Genomic DNA, 18054 nt, shown 5'->3' with positions numbered 1-18054 from the left:
ATAATTGAAGCATTCAGCTAACCAAAGTTTGTGCAATGAAGACTTCAGATTTTAGCTAAATGAGCAAGACATAATTAACTTATAAAAAGTTTTTAAGTTGAATAATTATGCTATTCAACGCTAGAAATCAACTAACTTTATTCACTACTGACATATCCTTAATACGCCAATTGCCGTCGATTTTAACCACCATATACCTGACTCGTAAGGTTTCGTTATAGGACTTTTGTTCATTAACTTGACCGTTTTCATAGAAATTCGCTTGCTCACTCACAATCGCTTCGATCGCAGCTTGATTCTGGTTGTTGGGAACTGTATCGACGGATTCAATTTTCACACTATGCTCAAAGGTTCGATAGCGGTTATTGGCTTTATCTTGCCGAGCAACTATTTGCCAACTAGCAAGGGATGTACCGACTAAGATGTTGTTTAAACTTTCAATCTCATGATTTGGTCCTAAAGCAGTTTTTTTGGTAGATAGCCAAGTATTAACTATTGCCTCTGCGGAAGATTTTGTTAAAGTACCGCTATCCAAAGCGGTTTGACTGTTCGGATCTGGTATTTCTATTACTGGTTTATTTATTTGTATATTTAGTTGTTCTCCTTGCAAAGCTGGTTCGCGGAAGAATATATTTTGCAAAAGCCCGACACCAGCACCTACTAATAACCATAAAACTAATAAACCCGATAAAGAACCCAAGGCGAGCAAAATAAAACGGGTTCTTTTTTGTAAATTGCTTGGTGCATTTCGTCGTCTTTGTCTGGGGATGCGAGTCGTACCTCCAGCAGCACGTTGAGGGTTAGGGATATTGCTGCGCTTGCGTCTTCTATGACTGTTGGTTTCCGTTGGTATACCCGTAGTCATTCTTGCAGGATTATTTGGAGTGCGATCGCGACGAATGAAACGTTCTGTTGTGGGAAGTGGTGCCGCTGGTGTGGGTGTTTCGTTAATGGGTGTTACTCCATTAGTAGGTTTACTAACAGCATCGGTAATTGTCTTTTGAGAATATCCCGGTGGTGTTTGTCTATGGTTATTAAATGAACGGTAAACGACATTAGAATTGTGATTACTTTGATGATTTTGATGATTCGGTTGATTCGGGGGAGCAGACTGGTGATTTTCTCTGGGTAAAGCTTCCAAGTAAGCCTGTACCTGAGTATCGGCAAAATATTCCTTCAAAGAAGCTGGCTGGTTTTTCAAATCCCGAAAATGAGGAAATAGCTCATTTTGTAACCAGTTTTCTCCGTATAAACACAGTCCGGGAAGCAAGTCAGGGGAATCCTGAGAATTTTCTCGAATAAAAGCGAGAGCTTCGTACTCCTGACTTAATTCCAATGCACGAGTCGCTTCTTGGGTTTGTCCCAAAAGTAAAGCACACAAAGATTGTTCTAAGTGTACATCTTGACGTTTACCCAACTGAATCAACATTTGTTTTGCTTGACGGATTAAAGCAGGTTGACGTTGAGTAAATCCTCGTGCTATCAAAGCATATACAGCCAAGTATGTGGCGACAGCAGAGGGACGCTTACTTTCTTGTTCAAACAACTTGTGCTGTTCGGCAACTGTTAAATAGTGGCGCAGTTGCTGAATAAATCGCAAAAAATCATCGACGTTTAAACCCGACTTGTCCAAGCCAGTACCATCAATCCCACTGCGTTGATCGAGTGCTTCGTGGAGTAATCGTAAACCCTGCTGTCGTTCGGCAGTTTTTTCCATTGGCAATGCCAACAATTCCAAAATTCGATAAGGTCGCAGTCTGTGCAAATCTGCTTCTATTTCAGCTTGAACGCTTTGAAATAACTCTTCGTTGGATAACAGTTCCAGCCCAGTTTCTAAGGAGACAGCAGCATTTTCATAATGAGCTTGCTGCCACTGTTCGCGACCTAATTCCAAGCAGGCTAAAGCAACGGTGAGAACCACATCCGGACGTTGAGCAGTTTGTTCAGGGGTCAGTTGTGCTTCCCTGGAAGACTCACCCAAATTACCCACTACTTTGCCATTTTTACTAACTAGGTATGGACGACCTAATTTTAAAACTTGTTCGTATTCTCCCAACTCTTGCAAAAGTAATAAAGCACCAATCAATTCATCTTGTGAAATGTCAATGCCCAGAGTCGTAGATTTTACATCTGTTTTGCTGTCCATTCCCCGTTCTTCGACCGCTACACTACTATCACCCGTTTTTTCAGGAGTATAAGCGTGTGTCAGATAAACTCGGTCGTACTCCTTGCGTTCCTTTGGATCTGATAAAATCACGTATGCTTCTTCTATAAATTTTTTTCGAGATGCAATTGCTTCGGAGGAATATTCGCGTCGCGGCAATCCAACAATGCGATCGCTATATGCCTGACGCAACTGCTCATCACTTGCCGCCATCGGTATTCCTAGAATTCGGTAATAATCCAGCGGAATTTGCACAGCCTACTTCCCCGCTCAGCTTTCATCAATAAGGTTTTCTTAATAAATCTTGGGCTTGTAAAACCGTGCCATAATAATAACCCAGTGACTGCACACTACAAGTATGTATCGCAACAACTTTACTTATACCTCCCTTAATATAGAGTTAAGCCCTTATAAACGAATGTAAATTAAAGTTTTACTCGACCTCCCATCATAGTTAAATGTGCTTAGTTTAACATTCGTATTTATGCCCCCATAACATTAGAAGATATCACCCTTGCTGACAATTACATTGTTAAATACACACTACATATAAACTTTGTATTTGCACAACAATACTTGTGTACGATGAGTAACAATAGCAAAGTACACAAAGACTTTTCCCCAAACGAGAAAAAGATACTATCACAATTGTGACTTAAGTACAAATATCCACAGAGATATTCCGGATATTTATTATTGCCTGTTTTTGATTTGTTAACCAAAATGCAGAATATTGATATCCTCAAACAGTAATCTATAAGCTGATAGCAGCCTAACTACTTATAGAATAAGGATTAAAAGATTTAGCAAAGTCTTCTAAATTAACAGTAAATCCTGTGCATTTGGCAATATAGAGTCACTTTACTAAAATCATACCTTTAAGTGTTACCACGGAGTTTTTACGAAAAATAATGATTCAAGAACGTACTTTACCCGATTTCAACGCGACTACCGCGCAAATAACCAAAGAAGAAGGTCTGCGAATTTACGAAGATATGGTTTTGGGGCGACTGTTTGAAGACAAGTGCGCCGAAATGTATTACAGAGGCAAAATGTTTGGTTTTGTTCATCTGTACAACGGTCAAGAAGCAGTTGCTAGCGGTGTAATCAAAGCTATGCGACCGGGTGAAGATTTCGTTTGCAGTACCTATCGCGACCACGTTCATGCTTTGAGTGCGGGAGTCCCTGCCAAAGAGGTGATGGCTGAGTTATTTGGTAAAGCAACAGGTTGTAGCAAAGGACGCGGTGGTTCGATGCATATGTTTTCCGCCGAACATCGTCTTTTAGGTGGTTATGCCTTTGTGGCTGAGGGTATTCCTGTAGCAGCAGGAGCAGCTTTTCAAACCAAGTATCGTCGTGAAGTCATGGGAGATGAAACCGCAGACCAAGTAACGGCGGCTTTTTTTGGCGACGGAGCCTGCAATAATGGTCAATTTTATGAAACCCTAAATATGGCAGCCCTATGGAAACTGCCGATTATTTTCGTGGTCGAGAATAACAAGTGGGCAATTGGGATGTCCCACGAACGCGCTACTTCTGTACCAGAAATTTACAAAAAAGCCAGCGCATTCGGTATGGTTGGGGTTGAAGTCGATGGAATGGATGTATTAGCAGTCCGTTCCGTTGCTACGGACGCAGTATTACGCGCTCGTGCTGGAGAAGGTCCGACTTTAATCGAAGCACTTACCTACCGTTTCCGGGGTCACTCTTTAGCAGATCCAGATGAAATGCGTAGTAAGGAAGAAAAAGAATTTTGGTTTTCTCGTGACCCGATTAAGAAGTTTGCCGCCTATCTAGTCGAACAAAATTTAGCTTCTCAAGAAGAACTAAAAAACATAGACCGCAAAATTCAAGCAACCATTGACGAAGCAGTGCAATTCGCCGAAAGCAGTCCCGAACCCGACCCGGGCGAGTTGTATCGCTTTATCTTCGCTGAAGACGAGTAATCAAAGGTTAAAGGTTAGAGGTCAAAGGTCAAAGGTAGGATGGTAGAGTGATGGGGGGATGGGGTGATGGGGTGATGCTAAGTAATAAGTAATAACTCCTAACTCCTAACTCCTAACTCCTAACTCCTAACTCCTAACTCCTAACTCCTAACTCCTAACTCCTAACTCCTAACTCCTAACTCCTAACTATTCTCCGTCCAATTCGCAATTATTGAATTATGTTTACTATAGATGTCGAACAAAGACAGTACGAAACTTATATTCTGACTGATGAAAAATCTCAGTCTCAGTTGGAAGTGCTGCCCAAGCGTGGCGGTATTATTACAAAATGGCGGATTAACGGTCAAGAAGTTTTTTATCTGGATGAGGAACGATTCAAGAACCCGGAAATGAGCATTCGCGGTGGGAATCCGATTTTGTTTCCTATTTGCGGAAATTTACCTGAAGATTCTTACACTGTAAACGGTCAAACATTTACGCTCAAACAACACGGCTTTGCTCGTAATTTACCTTGGGGAGTGAGTGAGGAAGTTACTGTTGATCATGTTTGTCTCAAGTTGGCTCTTCACAGCAACGAAGAAACCAAAAAAGTTTATCCTTTTGATTTTCAGGTCAATTTTAGCTATCAACTCCATGGTAATACGCTAACAATAGTCCAAGAAGTTACCAACAAGTCTTCGGAACCAATGCCTTTCTCGGTGGGTTTTCATCCTTATTTCTTAACCCACGACAAAAGTCAGCTAGAGTTTGATATTCCCTCTATTGAGTTCCAAGAGAAAGGTAGCCCGGAAATTCACCCGTTTAACGGTAATTTCGATTTTAGCCGCGATGAAATTGATGTTGCATTTAACAAACTCAGTGGAAAATCTGCCAGCGTTACAGATAAAGGTCGTAACTTAAAAATTACCTTGGAATACGACGATAATTTTTCAACTTTGGTATTTTGGACAGTTAAAGGTAAAGACTTTTATTGTTTGGAACCTTGGAGCGGACCGCGTAATGCTATGAATACCGGAGAAAACTTAACTATAGTCGAACCTGGTGCTACTCAATCAACAATAATTCGGCTCATAGCAAATTTTTCCTAGCACCCCCTTTACAAATGGCTAGGGTTGTGTGCTATTATTCATTAGTCGCGCAAAACGCGAAGGGTGGCTAACTCAATGGTAGAGTACTCGGCTTTTAACCGATTTGTTCTGGGTTCGAATCCCAGGCTACCCATGTAAAGATAGTAACATAATATCTTCATGTATTTTTTAAAATGTTCTTTATATATTTTTATCTCTCACTTTCTTGCTTCGGACAAGAAAAAGGGGAGATAGAATTACTTCGGGAACTTTAGGAACTTTAACCTTAGACCTTTAACCTTTAACCTTTGACCTTCGACCTTAGAATAGAAAATTTTTTTTATAGTTACCCACGAATAGTTATAATTTCCTATAAGTTGAAAATTATCTTAAGATTAATTGTAAAGATTACGCTTGTCTTCAACGGATTAGCGAATAACCAAACTAGGAGGAATATCTATGGCGCTCGTACCAATGCGTCTGCTGCTTGACCACGCTGCTGAAAACGGCTACGGTATCCCGGCTTATAATGTGAATAACATGGAGCAAATCCTGGCAATTATGCAGGCTGCTCAAGAAGCTGATAGCCCTGTGATTTTACAGGCTTCTCGTGGTGCGCGTCAGTATGCGGGAGAAAACTTTCTGCGTCACCTGATTTTAGGCGCAGTGGAAACTTATCCACATCTTCCCATTGCGATGCACCAAGACCACGGTAACAGCCCTGCAACTTGCTATTCTGCAATTCGCAACGGTTTTACCAGCGTCATGATGGATGGTTCCCTTGAAGCTGATGCGAAGACTCCAGCTAGTTTTGAGTACAACGTGAGTGTTACCGCTGAAGTTGTGAAAGTAGCTCACTCCGTTGGTGCTAGTGTAGAAGGAGAACTCGGTTGTTTGGGTTCTTTGGAAACTGGCATGGGTGAAGCTGAAGATGGACACGGTGCTGAAGGAAAACTCAGCAGAGAACAACTTTTAACTGACCCTGATGAAGCTGTTGAGTTTGTAGAAAGAACTCAAGTTGATGCGCTAGCAGTTGCGATTGGAACTAGCCACGGTGCTTACAAGTTCACTCGTAAGCCTACTGGTGAAATTTTGGCAATCAGTCGTATTGAAGAAATTCACAATCGCTTACCCAACACTCACTTGGTAATGCACGGCTCTTCTTCCGTACCTCAAGAGTGGTTAGATATGATTAACCAGTACGGTGGTAAGATTCCTGAAACCTACGGTGTACCTGTGGAAGAAATCCAGAAGGGTATTAAGAGCGGTGTACGTAAGGTGAATATTGACACCGATAACCGTTTGGCTATTACTGCGGCTTTCCGCGAAGCTGCTGCGAAAGATCCATCCAACTTCGACCCCCGTCACTTCCTCAAGCCTTCCATTAAGTACATGAAGCAGGTTTGTTTAGACAGATATCAAGCCTTTGGTACTGCTGGAAATGCTAGCAAGATTAAGCAAATTCCTTTGGATGAGTTTGCTGCTAAGTATGCTAGTGGTGAACTTGCTGCTAAAACCAAGTCTGCTGCTAAAGTATAATTTTAATTAAATAAACAAGTAAATAGGGACACTACAAATCGGGTGTCCCTAAATTACTGAGGATTCTCAAAAGAATGACCGAACCGGGTAAGTATTGTTCCCCGGTTTTTTTATGAAGTAATATTATGTCTGGTTAAACACTTGTAATCTAGGGAATAGGGAGTAGTTCGTTCGGGAGTAGGGAGCAATAACTCAGCACTTATGCAAAACGAAGAGGAAAGTAGTTGTAATTCATGAATTACCACTATATAAGGAAATATGATTGGGTTTCCAATCGGGGGAAGCAAATACATAACAAAAGCGTTCTTTCCAAGAATGAGTCGAAACTATATCTTTTAAAATCTGTATCCATTCATGTAAAGCTATTTTCAATGGATTATCAGAATTAATTGGATGAGTTAACCCATATATTGGTGGGTTTGATATATTTTCGTCAGAATAAGTACCAAACAATCGGTCAAAAATAATTAAAACACCTCCATAATTGCGATCGATATATTCAGAATTGGATGCATGATGAACTCGATGGTGGGAAGGAGTATTGAAAACCCATTCCAAAAAACCCAGCTTGGGGATTAACTCAGTATGAATCCAGAACTGATAGAGTAAATTTAGGGAAAGTGCGATCGCGATCGTTAATGGTTCAAAACCCAGCCAAGCTAGTGGCATAAAAAATATGGCACTACCGGATATTCCCCCTGTCCATCCCAAACGATAAGCTACTGAAAGATTAAAATGTTCGGGTGAATGATGGACGACATGACTAGCCCAAAACCAACGAATACGGTGGGATGCACGATGAAACCAGTAGTAGAAAAATTCTATCCCTAGAAAAAGTAATCCAACGTTCCACCAATGGTTGAGGGAAATCGTAAAAATGCGATGGTTCCAAGCAAATATTAAACAGCCAGCAGTGGGAATTATTTGTGAGATGCGATGTCCAATGGCAATTAGGAATGAAATAAAACTCTCTTTCCAGGGATATTTTTGTTTTTTCCATCCCACAATTAAAATTATTTCTATTAAAATCAGAATTAAGAAGAAAGGGAAAAATTTGAGAGATAAATTTGCATAATTCATATGTTTTCAATTTTAATTAGGTTTAAATTGGGTTTTTTGGGATGAAATAAAAGCAGTAGAGTGTCATCCTCAATCTCTAATCTCTACTGCTGATATCACGGACAATTAATTTGAAAAACTTTAAGTAAAAAATACTTAATGATAGGGTTACTATCTAATTTCCATAGGTACGATTGGTGGTCTGAGTTTTACCATTTGGACCAGTGCGAGTTGTAGTTTGCTGCCCATTTCCATAGGTACGATTGGTGGTCTGAGTTTTACCATTTGGACTAGTGCGGGTTGTGGTTTGCTGCCCATTTCCATAGGTACGATTGGTGGTCTGAGTTTTACCATTTGGACCAGTGCGGGTTGTGGTTTGCCCAGCTAAAACTGATGGTGTAAATGCAGTTAAAGCTAACCCAATTAAAGAAAGACTAAGAAGAGATTTCATGATTTTTTCCGTTGTTAAATTTATTGGTTGATTTTTTTGTTCAATTGCAAGTCAATTAATTGCCTTGCTGTTGAAGCGACCACAAATTTTGCATTACCTGCCGTTTTTGTTGCGAGGTTAATGTTTTATTAATTTGAGTTTTTTTCGCTTGCAAAATCCCACGTATTTGCTTTTGTTGTTGGGTAGAAGGATTTACAGATAATACGGCAACCCTTACCCCTTTACCTGCTGCTAATGCTGCTTGGAATTGTGTTTTCTGTTCTTCCGTGAGAAGATTGGTAACTTCTGAGAGGGTTTGCTCACTTAACTTTTCTAGTTGGGTTTGCTGTTCTTGAGTTAGTGAAACTCCCGATAGAGCAGGAAACATCTGGGTTAGAGGTGTGGTTTGGGCTTGAACAACTGTCGTTGTGGTCAATACCATTGCACTTGTCAACATTGAAACTAGCGTACCTTTCATCTTGCGTTTCCTTGGCTGTTTCGATGTTTACATCCTAAGCTCTACAAGACTTCCAACACATGAGGCTGAAGTCCTCAATTTGATAGGGACTAAAGTCCCTGTTTAGCTAATGACCGATTTCCCTGGTATCTTGGCTTCATAAAAGTTATATTGATTTGTTGTAGAACAATTATTGAATCTGTTGCATGATTCTCCTACTTCAAAACCGAAAATATCCTCTACGGTTTTTGCTTTATTTTGAGTGGTTTTTGCTGGGTATTATAATTTGTAGTGAAGTTTTATCTTCTTGGTTTAGCTTGGCATCGCGTTTACCGAGAATGCCGTTAATAAATTTATTTTGTTTGCTTATATTTGGAATTATCGGCTTAAAATTACCATCGAAAAATAGACAGAATAAAATTATCTATACTGGTTTTGAATTTATTTTAATCATCCTGGCTTCAATGGTAGGAGGAATTTTAGTTGTTCCCCTACTTTATCTAGTTTTGATAGCTCGTAATTGTTTGATATTTGAGGGTGTTACTCGCTCAATAGTTAGTAGCTTGGCGATGATTTTTGCTTTAGTAACCCAATTATATCGAGCCAAATATATTAATATGGTTCAACCTCTGGCAATTAATCAACAACTGGGATTGGTATTATTAGTTTCTGTATTAATCTTAGGAATTAGCACAGTTTTTATGCAGATGGCAGTTAATGCGATAGTTCAAGAATTTGAAAGTCGGCAAAAACTAGCTGTTGCCAATGCTCAGTTACGAGAGTATGCTTTGAAAATTGAAGAATTAGCCACAGTTCAGGAACGTAATCGTATTGCTCGCGATATTCACGATTCAGTTGGTCATGCTTTAACGGTTTCCAATTTACATTTAGAAGCTGCCTTAAAACTATGGAAAACTGACCCAGAAGAAGCAACAGAATTTCTGATGGAAGCTAAACAATTGGGTTCCAATGCCCTGAAGGAAGTACGTCAATCGATTGCAACATTGCGATTTGACCCACTTGTTGGATTATCCCTCTCAGAAGCGATCGCAAATTTGGTGAAGGAGTTTAAACGTTCGAGCGGGATTTTAACTATTCTAGAAATTAATCTACAATCCACAGTTAAAAATGAAATTAAAGTTGCTATTTATCGAATTATTCAGGAATCTTTAACAAATATTTGCAAGCACGCATCAGCGACAGAAGTAACAATCAGTCTTCAAACAACAACGGATATAATATTAATTATTCAAGATAATGGCAAAGGGTTTAAAATTAATAAAAATACAACAGGTTTTGGTTTACAAAGTATGTGCGATCGCACTCTTGCTATTGGGGGTAATCTCAATATTGAAACTACACCAAATGGCGGATGTAAAATTATTGTTACCGTTCCTCTAAATTAAAATATGCAATGTATTCAATAATATGAGGAAAAGACGCGATGTATCACATCTCCACAAAACAAATCTAAAATCTAAAATCCATAATCCATAATCAATATGATTCGTTTATTACTAGTTGACGATGAAAGTTTAATTCGTCGTGGACTCAAAGCATTACTCAAATTAGAAGCAGATTTAGAAATAGTCGGAGAAGGGGAAAATGGGATTGATGCGATCGCAAAGGTTGAATCACTGTATCCCGATGTTGTATTGATGGATATCAGGATGCCAATTATGGATGGTGTAGCAGCAACTCGTCAAATTTGTCAACAATTTAGTAACACAAAAGTTCTCATACTTACTACTTTTGCTGATGAAGATTATGTAGCTCAAGCATTGCATTATGGCGCTGCGGGATACTTGCTCAAAGACACCCCTTCAGAAGAACTTGCCCAAGCCATCCGCATGGTATACAAAGGATATACTCAACTAGGACCAGGATTGGGAAAAATTATGGGACAAATTCCCGTTGCTTCTAAATCCACACCCCCTGGTTGGAACGAACTGACACCCAGAGAACTCGATATTTTGAAATTAATTGCTAAAGGAGCTAGCAACCGTGAAATTGCCGAAACTTTGTATATTACTGAGAAAACAGTTAAAAATCATATTACCCGAATTTTGAATCGGCTAAATTTGCGCGATCGCACTCAAGCTGCAATTATTGCCAGTTCGTTGTTGAGTGTAGATAATTAATTTGGCTCTGGCTGCCGATCTATAATTAACGTAAATTCCACGAATAGCACAGAAGTCTGGTTTTTAGGATAAATATCTCTAGTAACAGACAATTCTAGTAAAAACCCGATTTCTAACCCTCACGAAAAATTCAGGTTTGACAAAGCCATAATTAACTAAGGCTCCATCCCAGCATCTCGCAATCGTTTTTCTAAATCTTCTAACCGTTTAAGAGCATAATGCTATTTATTGGGAAATCATCTGGGAACTTGATCGTCCGAGAAAATTCTGTTTTTTACGTCTTATACCTGCCAACTCGCACCACATTTTTTGCAGAAATTAGACTTATTAAACTACGAGAAATTTGCTAATCTTTGATTTTTTATCAAGTTTTGCCCTAAACATCTATAAGCTTTAACAAAGCATCCGAATTACTGATTTATCAACAGCTATTTTTATGACAATAACTACGCAACATATTGTATTTAAAATACGTATTAAGTTAAGTAATTTACCTTAATTTATTACCAAGATTAAGTTGTCATGAATCCTAGGGATAAAGGATGACATATTCACGTACACCGAAATACTATACAAATATGGATACGAGGAAACACACACACCAAGTATCCGAGAGAGACTTTAAAAAATCAGTATTTTCTGGAGTAATTAAAATGAAAAGCTTTAACAAGTTAGTAAAAACACTCGCAATTTCCACTCTCGGTTTAGGTATTGCTACCGCATCAATTTCAGAAGCAAAAGCGGCTTCGTTAGTTCCTCAAACAGAAGGTCAAATCAAGCTTACTAACCTTGATTGTCTACCCGGTATTAACTGTATTGATACAACCACCCTTCCATTTGGTTACACAGTTGAGAGTTTAGATTATGACTTCGATGGTAAAGGTCCACAGTTTGGTATAAGCCGCTTGTTTGCTGATGACAGAACCACCACAAACCCCGAATTAAAAGCTTTCGGAATCACATTCAAAGCTGAGGACGAAGGAACTAATCCACTGATTGGACAGACATGGTTCCGTCCTGTAGCTAACGTCTTAGATAGTAATGGTAATCTGGTTCCTTTTGAAAATGGACGCTTAGAAGTTGGTCGCTTCAAGTTCGATTTAGGTAAAATGGTTAGTGAAGTCAGACTAGACTTCTTTGATACAGAGGACGAAAAGTTTACTGGGATTATCGAAGTCAACGGAGTTGCACTTACCGGACAAGCTTTGCTCGATATGTTACTTCCCGCAGGGCCTGATAGCAACATTCAAACCATAGTATTAAAAGATGTCAAAGATTTCGTAGTTCAACTTGGTAAACCTGGTCCAGAGAGCGTTTTTAAAAGAACTGGTGATGGTGTCGCATTAACAGTCAGCGTACCTGAGTCTGGAACCACTTTTGGTTTGAGCGTTTTAGCAGTCGCTGGAATTCTTACCTTAAAAAGCCGCAAAAGAGCTTCTCAAAAAGCATAAATCCAATTAGTGATTTACCTTTACTTCCTGGACTAAGGGTCGCATCTTACTACTAAACTAAATTAAACCCTACTTGGTATGAAATAATGTAAAATTCATCAGGTCAGCCACATCTATATTTATTAATTAAAAAAATTCCCTTCTCTTTAAACTTTTATTGAGTAGATAGATAATCTAACTTCAGCAGTTAAATTATCTGGCTACTCAATTTTTTTTGCTTGAAAAATATCAGGATTCCTATCTAAATTTCCTAGTTATTACCTAAATAATTATTTATTAATCTGAAAGTAAAACTAAAAAATCTAGTATTTCTTCGGTATAAATAGTAAATCCAAAATGGTTATGGATAATTAATCACACATCCAATATGGTAATTTTTCGGAAGAATATTCGATTTTTCTCTCAAAATAAAGTTTGAATTAATTCTGCTGATTAGGACTTACGTTTTTGCAAGTTTGTTTATTAACTTAGTGATTAGTTAAGAGGTGAAAAAATAAATTAATTGCCTCCTTACTACAACAAAGAGAAGAAAAAGAGAAGAAGGGAAATCATGGGTAAGTTTAACATTATTGCTGCAATTTTTGGTTTAGGATTAGGGTTAGCTGCTGCACCTGCTGCTCATGCTGCCTCATTAATTCCTAGTCAAGAAGGTGAAATTATATTAAAAAATCAAGGACTATTTAACGACGATTCAGGATACCAATGTCTTGCTGGGGAAAACTGTATTGACACTTCAAAAAACGGTTTTTCAGTCACCAGTTTGCACTATGACTTTGATAATAAAAGCCCAATTTATGGACTGAGCAGACTATTTGTTGATCAAAAAGGAACTGAAAATGATTATGGTTCCGGTATTAAGTTTTCTGCTAAAGATTTAGGAACTAATGAAGGAGAAGGAGAATTTTGGCTACGTAGTGTAGCTTATGAACAAGGAAAAGATGGAAAGTTTAATCCTGCTGAAAAAGGAGAGTTAGAAGTAGGTCGCTTCTTGTTTGAATTCTCGAAAGAGTTTGACCAAATTGTATTAGACTTATTTGATGTAGAAGCTTCTGGGTTTAGCGGTATCCTCGAAGTCAACGGACAGAAAATCGAAGATATGTTATTAGCAGCAAAACCTGACGGAAATACTCAAACATTGACCTTGAAGAATGTCAGTTCTTTTGTTCTACAATTGGGTCAGCCAAGAACTGAAGGCTTTTCTAAAACTGGTGATGGTGTAAGTTTATCCGCTGTTAAAGCTGTACCTGAACCCACAACCACCTTTAGTCTTGGTGCTTTAGCTGTAGCTGGTATGTTTGGTGTGAAGAAGCGTCAAAAGTTTAAGAAGTAGTTTTTTAAATTAACTAAGCACCACCATAGTAAATAATTTTTTGAAGCTTCTTTTTTTTATCGACTAAAATATTTACGATATATTGCAGAAACCTGGTTTTAAAAAACCGGGTTTCTTATTTTGTATCGAATAGACATCTCCGATAAAGAATATAGAGACGCAAGGGTTCCCGTCTCTACAAGGGTTTCGGTTAACACATATTTCATTTCCATCAGATGTCTAATATTGTTTCGTGGGGTGAGAAGTCGAATTTTTCTTTGAATATCGGTTACAAAAGACAATTATCCTAAAAACCCGACTTCTGATTATCTCATCGGGTGAGAAGTCGGCTTTTTTAATAAAAACCCGACTTCTAAATCACGTTAAATTATTCATAATTAAGATAAAAGCTTAACTTACAAATACCTGAGAATAAGTAGTGACAACAAAAACTATAACTGCTGCTAAGGCTAAACAACCTTGAATGATATTTCCAATTAAACTACCTACAACAATTCCCAAACCGGCTTTAATTGCGATTAATAAATCCCTTCGATAAATGAATTCACCAATAATTGCTCCTAAAAGTGGTCCAATAAAAATTCCGATCAACGGACCACCAACTACTAAAAAAGGTGGTAATAATCCGAAAAAGGCTACTACTAAACCAACCATTGCTCCAATTTGTCCCCATTTGCTTGCACCGGCTTTTTTCGCTCCCCAGTATGCAGCAAAAAAATCAATTCCCATACTCAATAGTAAAACGACTCCGGTAACAATCAAAGGTAAGCTGATAGCAGCAAAGGAACCTTTAATAAATCCCCAAATAATAATTCCAATTAAAATCAAACTAGTTCCCGGAATACCAGGAACCACAGCACCAATAATACCCACAAGCATTAAGGCAATCAATAACCCGTAAATAAGTTGCATATTTTTAAGTTAGGAGTTTTGAGTTTTGAGTTAGGAGTTTTGAGTTTTGAGTTAGGAGTTTGGAGTTTTGAGTTAGGAGTTTGGAGTTTGGAGTTGGGGGTTTGGAGTTAGGGGTTTGGAGTTAGGGGTTTGGAGTTAGGGGTTTGGAGTTAGGAGTTAGGAGTTTGGAGTTTGGAGTTAGGGGTTAGGAGTTTGGAGTTTGGAGTTAGGGGTTAGGAGTTAGGAGTTAAATGATTTTGGATTTTAGATTTAAAGAGTTAATAGTTACTATTTTCTTTTATCTCCTTGTCCCCTATGCCCCATTCCCCATTCCCTCGTTTAAAGTAACTGCTAATTTGTCGGCAATTCCTGCTATCCATTTTTCATCTTGTTTAGTATAACTACGTGGAGCGTGCGCTCCTAGAATTAAAGCTCCTTCTTGACCAATTGGTTGACAAATTACACCTTGAGTATTACTTGGTAAATAGTCAAATTCAACTCTTCCGGGATACACTTTTAAATCTACTAAATAAACTGGCTGATGCTTTTCTAAAACTCGTTTTAATATTGCTCCTGGTGTCACAACTGATTTTTCTCCCAAGATTCCGCGACGTAACAAAACTTTGCTTTGATAGTAGACTACTACGCAACGAGTTACTGTATTGGTCAATAATAAATGAGATGCCCAAGCTAATTCTGTTTTTACGGCATCAGGCAAATCTGGCACGAGAAAAAAACCTTCTTCACCTATAAGCTTTACACTATCCGGAGTTCGCGGCTGTACTTGCTGCCAAATTAAACCCGTTAATATTAAAACGGCACTTAAAATTACACCAAGCACATCAGCACGAGCTTGAGATGGGCTTAATTCTGGCGATCGCAAACGGTTAATTAACAAAAGTACAGCGCCTAGCCCACCTACAATGATCGGTAGACGCCTCAAAAAGCGGTTGGGGTCTTGATTTGCCATTTTTATCTAGTTATGAGTTATGAGTTATGAGTTATGAATTAAGAATCGGGATTGTGATTTCAAGTTGAACACAAGAAAAGCACCGTATTACATTTAACTCTTCACTCCTGACTCCTAACTCCTCACTATCTTTTCTTATTCCTCCCCTGGTTCAATGATGCGTTGAAATAAGTATCCCGTACCTCTGGCGGTGAGTATTAATTCTGGGTTTGAAGGATCATCTTCTAATTTGGCTCGTAAACGGGAAATATGTACATCTACTACGCGGGTATCTACATGACGTTCTGGTGTATATCCCCAAACTTCTTGTAAAATTTCTGACCGGGAGAAAGCTTCTCCCGAACGACTGACTAAGAGTTCTAGTAAATTAAATTCCATTCCCGTTAAGCGAATGCGTTCATCACCTTTGTAAACTTGGCGCTTATTGGTGTCGATTTTGATCGTACTTACGTGTATTACCCCAGAACTGGGAATACCTGAACCACCAGTTTTATCTACTCGTCGTAATACCGAACGAATGCGAGCTTCTAGCTCTTTGGGAGAAAATGGTTTTACTACATAGTCATCAGCACCGAGTTCTAAGCCGGTAATTCTGTCTGCGACATCACCCAAAGCTGTTAGCATAATAATAGGGACATCTGATTCCTTACGTAATTCTTGACAGACACCGTAACCATCTAGCTTGGGCATCATGACATCTAAAACTACTAAGTCTGGGACTGCTTTACGAAAGGTTTCTAAAGCTTCTTCCCCATCACCAGCCGTGACTACATCGTAGCCTATCATTGAAAGGCGCGTTTCTAAAATCCGGCGAATGCTGGCTTCGTCGTCTACTACCAGGATTTTTTCTTTATGACTCTCCAATCTCAACGCTCCTTAACTAAAGTTTTTCAAGATTAATTTTTAGTACCATCTTATTAAGATATCATTCCAATTATTAATTAGTGAAAACCTACAACTATTACTATTATTAGATTTTTGTTTGGTCAAAAATTTAAAACAAAATTAAGAATATTCACGATTATTTAATAAGATTAAGAATGGCAAAGCCAAAAACCCATTACGTTTGCTCTCAATGTGGTGCAGAAACTCCTCAATGGTTTGGTAAGTGTCCGGCTTGCGGAACTTACAACTCCTTGGAAGAGGAAATTGCTGTACAAAGCTCCACTGATATACCTTCTCGTGGTGTGGGTGCTTGGCACTCTCAGATGAGTAAGAAGAAAACTGCTAACAAACCAGCTAAACCCAGAGCTTCTTTAAGGTTAGACCAAATTAGCGATCGCCAAGTTGAACGTTGGAGTTCTGGTTATGGAGAATTAGATCGGGTGTTAGGTGGTGGGGTGGTTCCGGGTTCTATGGTGTTAATTGGAGGCGACCCCGGTATCGGTAAATCTACTCTGCTATTACAAGTATCAAATGCATTGTCTCAACAATATCGGGTTCTTTATATATCGGGGGAAGAATCCGGACAACAAGTGAAATTAAGAGGTTCGCGTTTGGGGGTTGCTCAGCAACAGCATGAAGAAGCAAATGGCAATGGCAAGGTTCCGGTAGTAGAAGAGATTAAAGCAAGTGAAAAAAACGGTAAAATTGTCCAAGTTGAGAGTGATTTATATATCTTACCGGAAACCGATTTAGAAGAAATTCTCAAGGAAATTGAATCCCTCAGACCAAATTTAGCGGTAATTGATAGTATTCAAACGGTATTTTTCCCAGCCTTAACTTCTGCACCAGGTTCGGTAGCACAGGTACGTGAATGTACTGCGGCTTTAATGAAAGTTGCCAAGAATGAAGATATCACTATGTTAATTGTAGGTCATGTTACCAAAGAAGGAGCCATTGCCGGTCCGAAAGTTCTAGAACACTTGGTTGATACCGTACTGTATTTTGAAGGAGACAGGTTTGCTTCCCATAGATTATTGAGAACCGTAAAAAATCGTTTTGGTGCTACCCATGAAATTGGTATCTTTGAAATGGTTGCCAACGGTTTGCGGGAAGTTCCCAACCCCAGTGAATTATTTTTAGGTAGTCGCGACGACCCAGCACCGGGTACTGCTATTGTGGTAGCTTGTGAAGGTACTCGTCCGATTGTTGTGGAATTACAAGCTTTAGTAAGTCCGACTAGTTACTCTTCTCCCCGTCGTTCCACCACCGGAGTAGATTACAGTCGTTTGGTGCAAATTTTGGCAGTATTGGAAAAACGAGTCGGGATTCCCATGTCCAAATTGGATTCCTACGTTGCTTCTGCTGGGGGGTTAAATGTAGAAGAGCCAGCAGTAGATTTGGGAATTGCGATCGCGATCGTTGCTAGTTTTCGAGATCGGATTGTAGATTCAGGTACCGTATTAATTGGTGAAGTCGGTTTAGGAGGACAAGTACGTTCAGTATCGCAAATGGAACTACGGTTAAAAGAAGCAGCGAAACTAGGATTTCAACGAGCGATTGTCCCCAAAGGGCAAAAATTTCCCGAATTAGATATAGAAATTGTCCAAGTTTCTAAAGTCATAGACGCAATTATTGCAGCCATACCACAGCAGACGCTAACGGATGAAGATTTGGAAATGGATGAGGAGATGGAGGAATGATGGGGGGATGGGGAGATGGGGAGA

General features: G+C 39.0%; 15 protein-coding genes and 1 tRNA gene. 9 read left to right on the top strand and 7 right to left on the bottom strand.

Features of this window, described 5'->3' with window-relative positions; translation table 11 throughout:
* Positions 1 to 127: 127 nt before the first annotated feature.
* Entirely contained in the window at positions 128 to 2419 is a 2292-nt protein-coding gene (locus IQ247_RS20145) for an IMS domain-containing protein (protein ID WP_193922898.1), read from the bottom strand.
* A 656-nt stretch (positions 2420 to 3075) separates the two neighbouring features.
* Between IQ247_RS20145 and pdhA the strand changes: the two genes are divergently transcribed.
* The 4 genes from pdhA (at position 3076) to fba (ending at position 6716) form a co-directional block, all read left to right on the top strand.
* Entirely contained in the window at positions 3076 to 4110 is a 1035-nt protein-coding gene (gene pdhA / locus IQ247_RS20140; RefSeq protein WP_193922897.1) for a pyruvate dehydrogenase (acetyl-transferring) E1 component subunit alpha, read from the top strand.
* Positions 4111 to 4328: 218 nt separating this feature from the next.
* Complete coding sequence (locus tag IQ247_RS20135; RefSeq protein ID WP_193922896.1) at positions 4329 to 5198, top strand: aldose epimerase family protein; 870 nt, start codon at positions 4329 to 4331, stop codon at positions 5196 to 5198.
* 61 nt (positions 5199 to 5259) lie between these two features.
* A tRNA-Lys gene (locus IQ247_RS20130) sits at positions 5260 to 5331 on the top strand.
* 305 nt (positions 5332 to 5636) lie between these two features.
* Positions 5637 to 6716, top strand: a complete 1080-nt coding sequence (gene fba, locus IQ247_RS20125; RefSeq protein ID WP_193922895.1) for a class II fructose-bisphosphate aldolase — start codon at positions 5637 to 5639, stop codon at positions 6714 to 6716.
* Between the two features lie 231 nt (positions 6717 to 6947).
* Here fba and IQ247_RS20120 read toward each other — a convergent pair whose 3' ends face one another.
* The 3 genes from IQ247_RS20120 to IQ247_RS20110 form a co-directional block, all read right to left on the bottom strand.
* A complete protein-coding gene (locus IQ247_RS20120; RefSeq protein WP_193922894.1) occupies positions 6948 to 7796 on the bottom strand; it encodes a sterol desaturase family protein in 849 nt (282 codons plus the stop codon).
* A 154-nt stretch (positions 7797 to 7950) separates the two neighbouring features.
* Positions 7951 to 8226 (bottom strand): hypothetical protein, encoded by a 276-nt coding sequence (locus IQ247_RS20115; protein WP_193922893.1) that lies wholly within the window; start codon positions 8224 to 8226, stop codon positions 7951 to 7953.
* A gap of 55 nt (positions 8227 to 8281) precedes the next feature.
* Positions 8282 to 8683 (bottom strand): hypothetical protein, encoded by a 402-nt coding sequence (locus IQ247_RS20110; RefSeq protein ID WP_193922892.1) that lies wholly within the window; start codon positions 8681 to 8683, stop codon positions 8282 to 8284.
* A gap of 185 nt (positions 8684 to 8868) precedes the next feature.
* Here IQ247_RS20110 and IQ247_RS20105 point away from each other — a divergent pair, with 185 nt between their 5' ends.
* The 4 genes from IQ247_RS20105 (at position 8869) to IQ247_RS20090 (ending at position 13584) form a co-directional block, all read left to right on the top strand.
* Entirely contained in the window at positions 8869 to 10068 is a 1200-nt protein-coding gene (locus tag IQ247_RS20105) for a sensor histidine kinase (RefSeq protein ID WP_193922891.1), read from the top strand.
* A 96-nt stretch (positions 10069 to 10164) separates the two neighbouring features.
* The gene (locus tag IQ247_RS20100) at positions 10165 to 10803 is read left to right on the top strand and encodes a response regulator (RefSeq protein WP_193922890.1); all 639 of its coding nucleotides are present in this window, start codon (positions 10165 to 10167) and stop codon (positions 10801 to 10803) included.
* A 653-nt stretch (positions 10804 to 11456) separates the two neighbouring features.
* Positions 11457 to 12254 (top strand): LEVG family PEP-CTERM protein, encoded by a 798-nt coding sequence (locus tag IQ247_RS20095; protein WP_193922889.1) that lies wholly within the window; start codon positions 11457 to 11459, stop codon positions 12252 to 12254.
* A gap of 550 nt (positions 12255 to 12804) precedes the next feature.
* Positions 12805 to 13584, top strand: coding sequence for an LEVG family PEP-CTERM protein (locus tag IQ247_RS20090; RefSeq protein ID WP_193922888.1), 780 nt, complete (start codon positions 12805 to 12807; stop codon positions 13582 to 13584).
* Positions 13585 to 13974: 390 nt separating this feature from the next.
* On the opposite strand, the gene IQ247_RS20085 is transcribed toward IQ247_RS20090, so the two are convergent.
* From IQ247_RS20085 to rpaB, 3 genes are all read right to left on the bottom strand, one after another.
* A complete protein-coding gene (locus IQ247_RS20085) occupies positions 13975 to 14496 on the bottom strand; it encodes a DUF456 domain-containing protein (RefSeq protein WP_193922887.1) in 522 nt (173 codons plus the stop codon).
* A 292-nt stretch (positions 14497 to 14788) separates the two neighbouring features.
* On the bottom strand, positions 14789 to 15445 hold the full coding sequence (locus tag IQ247_RS20080; protein ID WP_193922886.1) for a cofactor assembly of complex C subunit B: 657 nt from the start codon (positions 15443 to 15445) through the stop codon (positions 14789 to 14791).
* 135 nt (positions 15446 to 15580) lie between these two features.
* A complete protein-coding gene (gene rpaB / locus IQ247_RS20075) occupies positions 15581 to 16309 on the bottom strand; it encodes a response regulator transcription factor RpaB (RefSeq protein ID WP_193922885.1) in 729 nt (242 codons plus the stop codon).
* Between the two features lie 176 nt (positions 16310 to 16485).
* On the opposite strand from rpaB, the gene radA reads away from it, so the two are divergent.
* Positions 16486 to 18030 carry a DNA repair protein RadA gene (radA, locus tag IQ247_RS20070; protein ID WP_193922884.1) on the top strand — a complete coding sequence of 515 codons (1545 nt, stop codon included), beginning with the start codon at positions 16486 to 16488 and terminating at the stop codon, positions 18028 to 18030.
* The last annotated feature ends 24 nt before the right edge of the window (positions 18031 to 18054 follow it).

It is taken from the genome of Plectonema cf. radiosum LEGE 06105 (assembly GCF_015207665.1).
Taxonomy (GTDB): Bacteria; Cyanobacteriota; Cyanobacteriia; order Cyanobacteriales; family Nostocaceae; genus Rivularia; species Rivularia radiosa_A.
The sequence above is the reverse complement of the archived record's forward strand: the minus strand, read 5'-3'. Positions and strand labels throughout refer to the sequence as shown.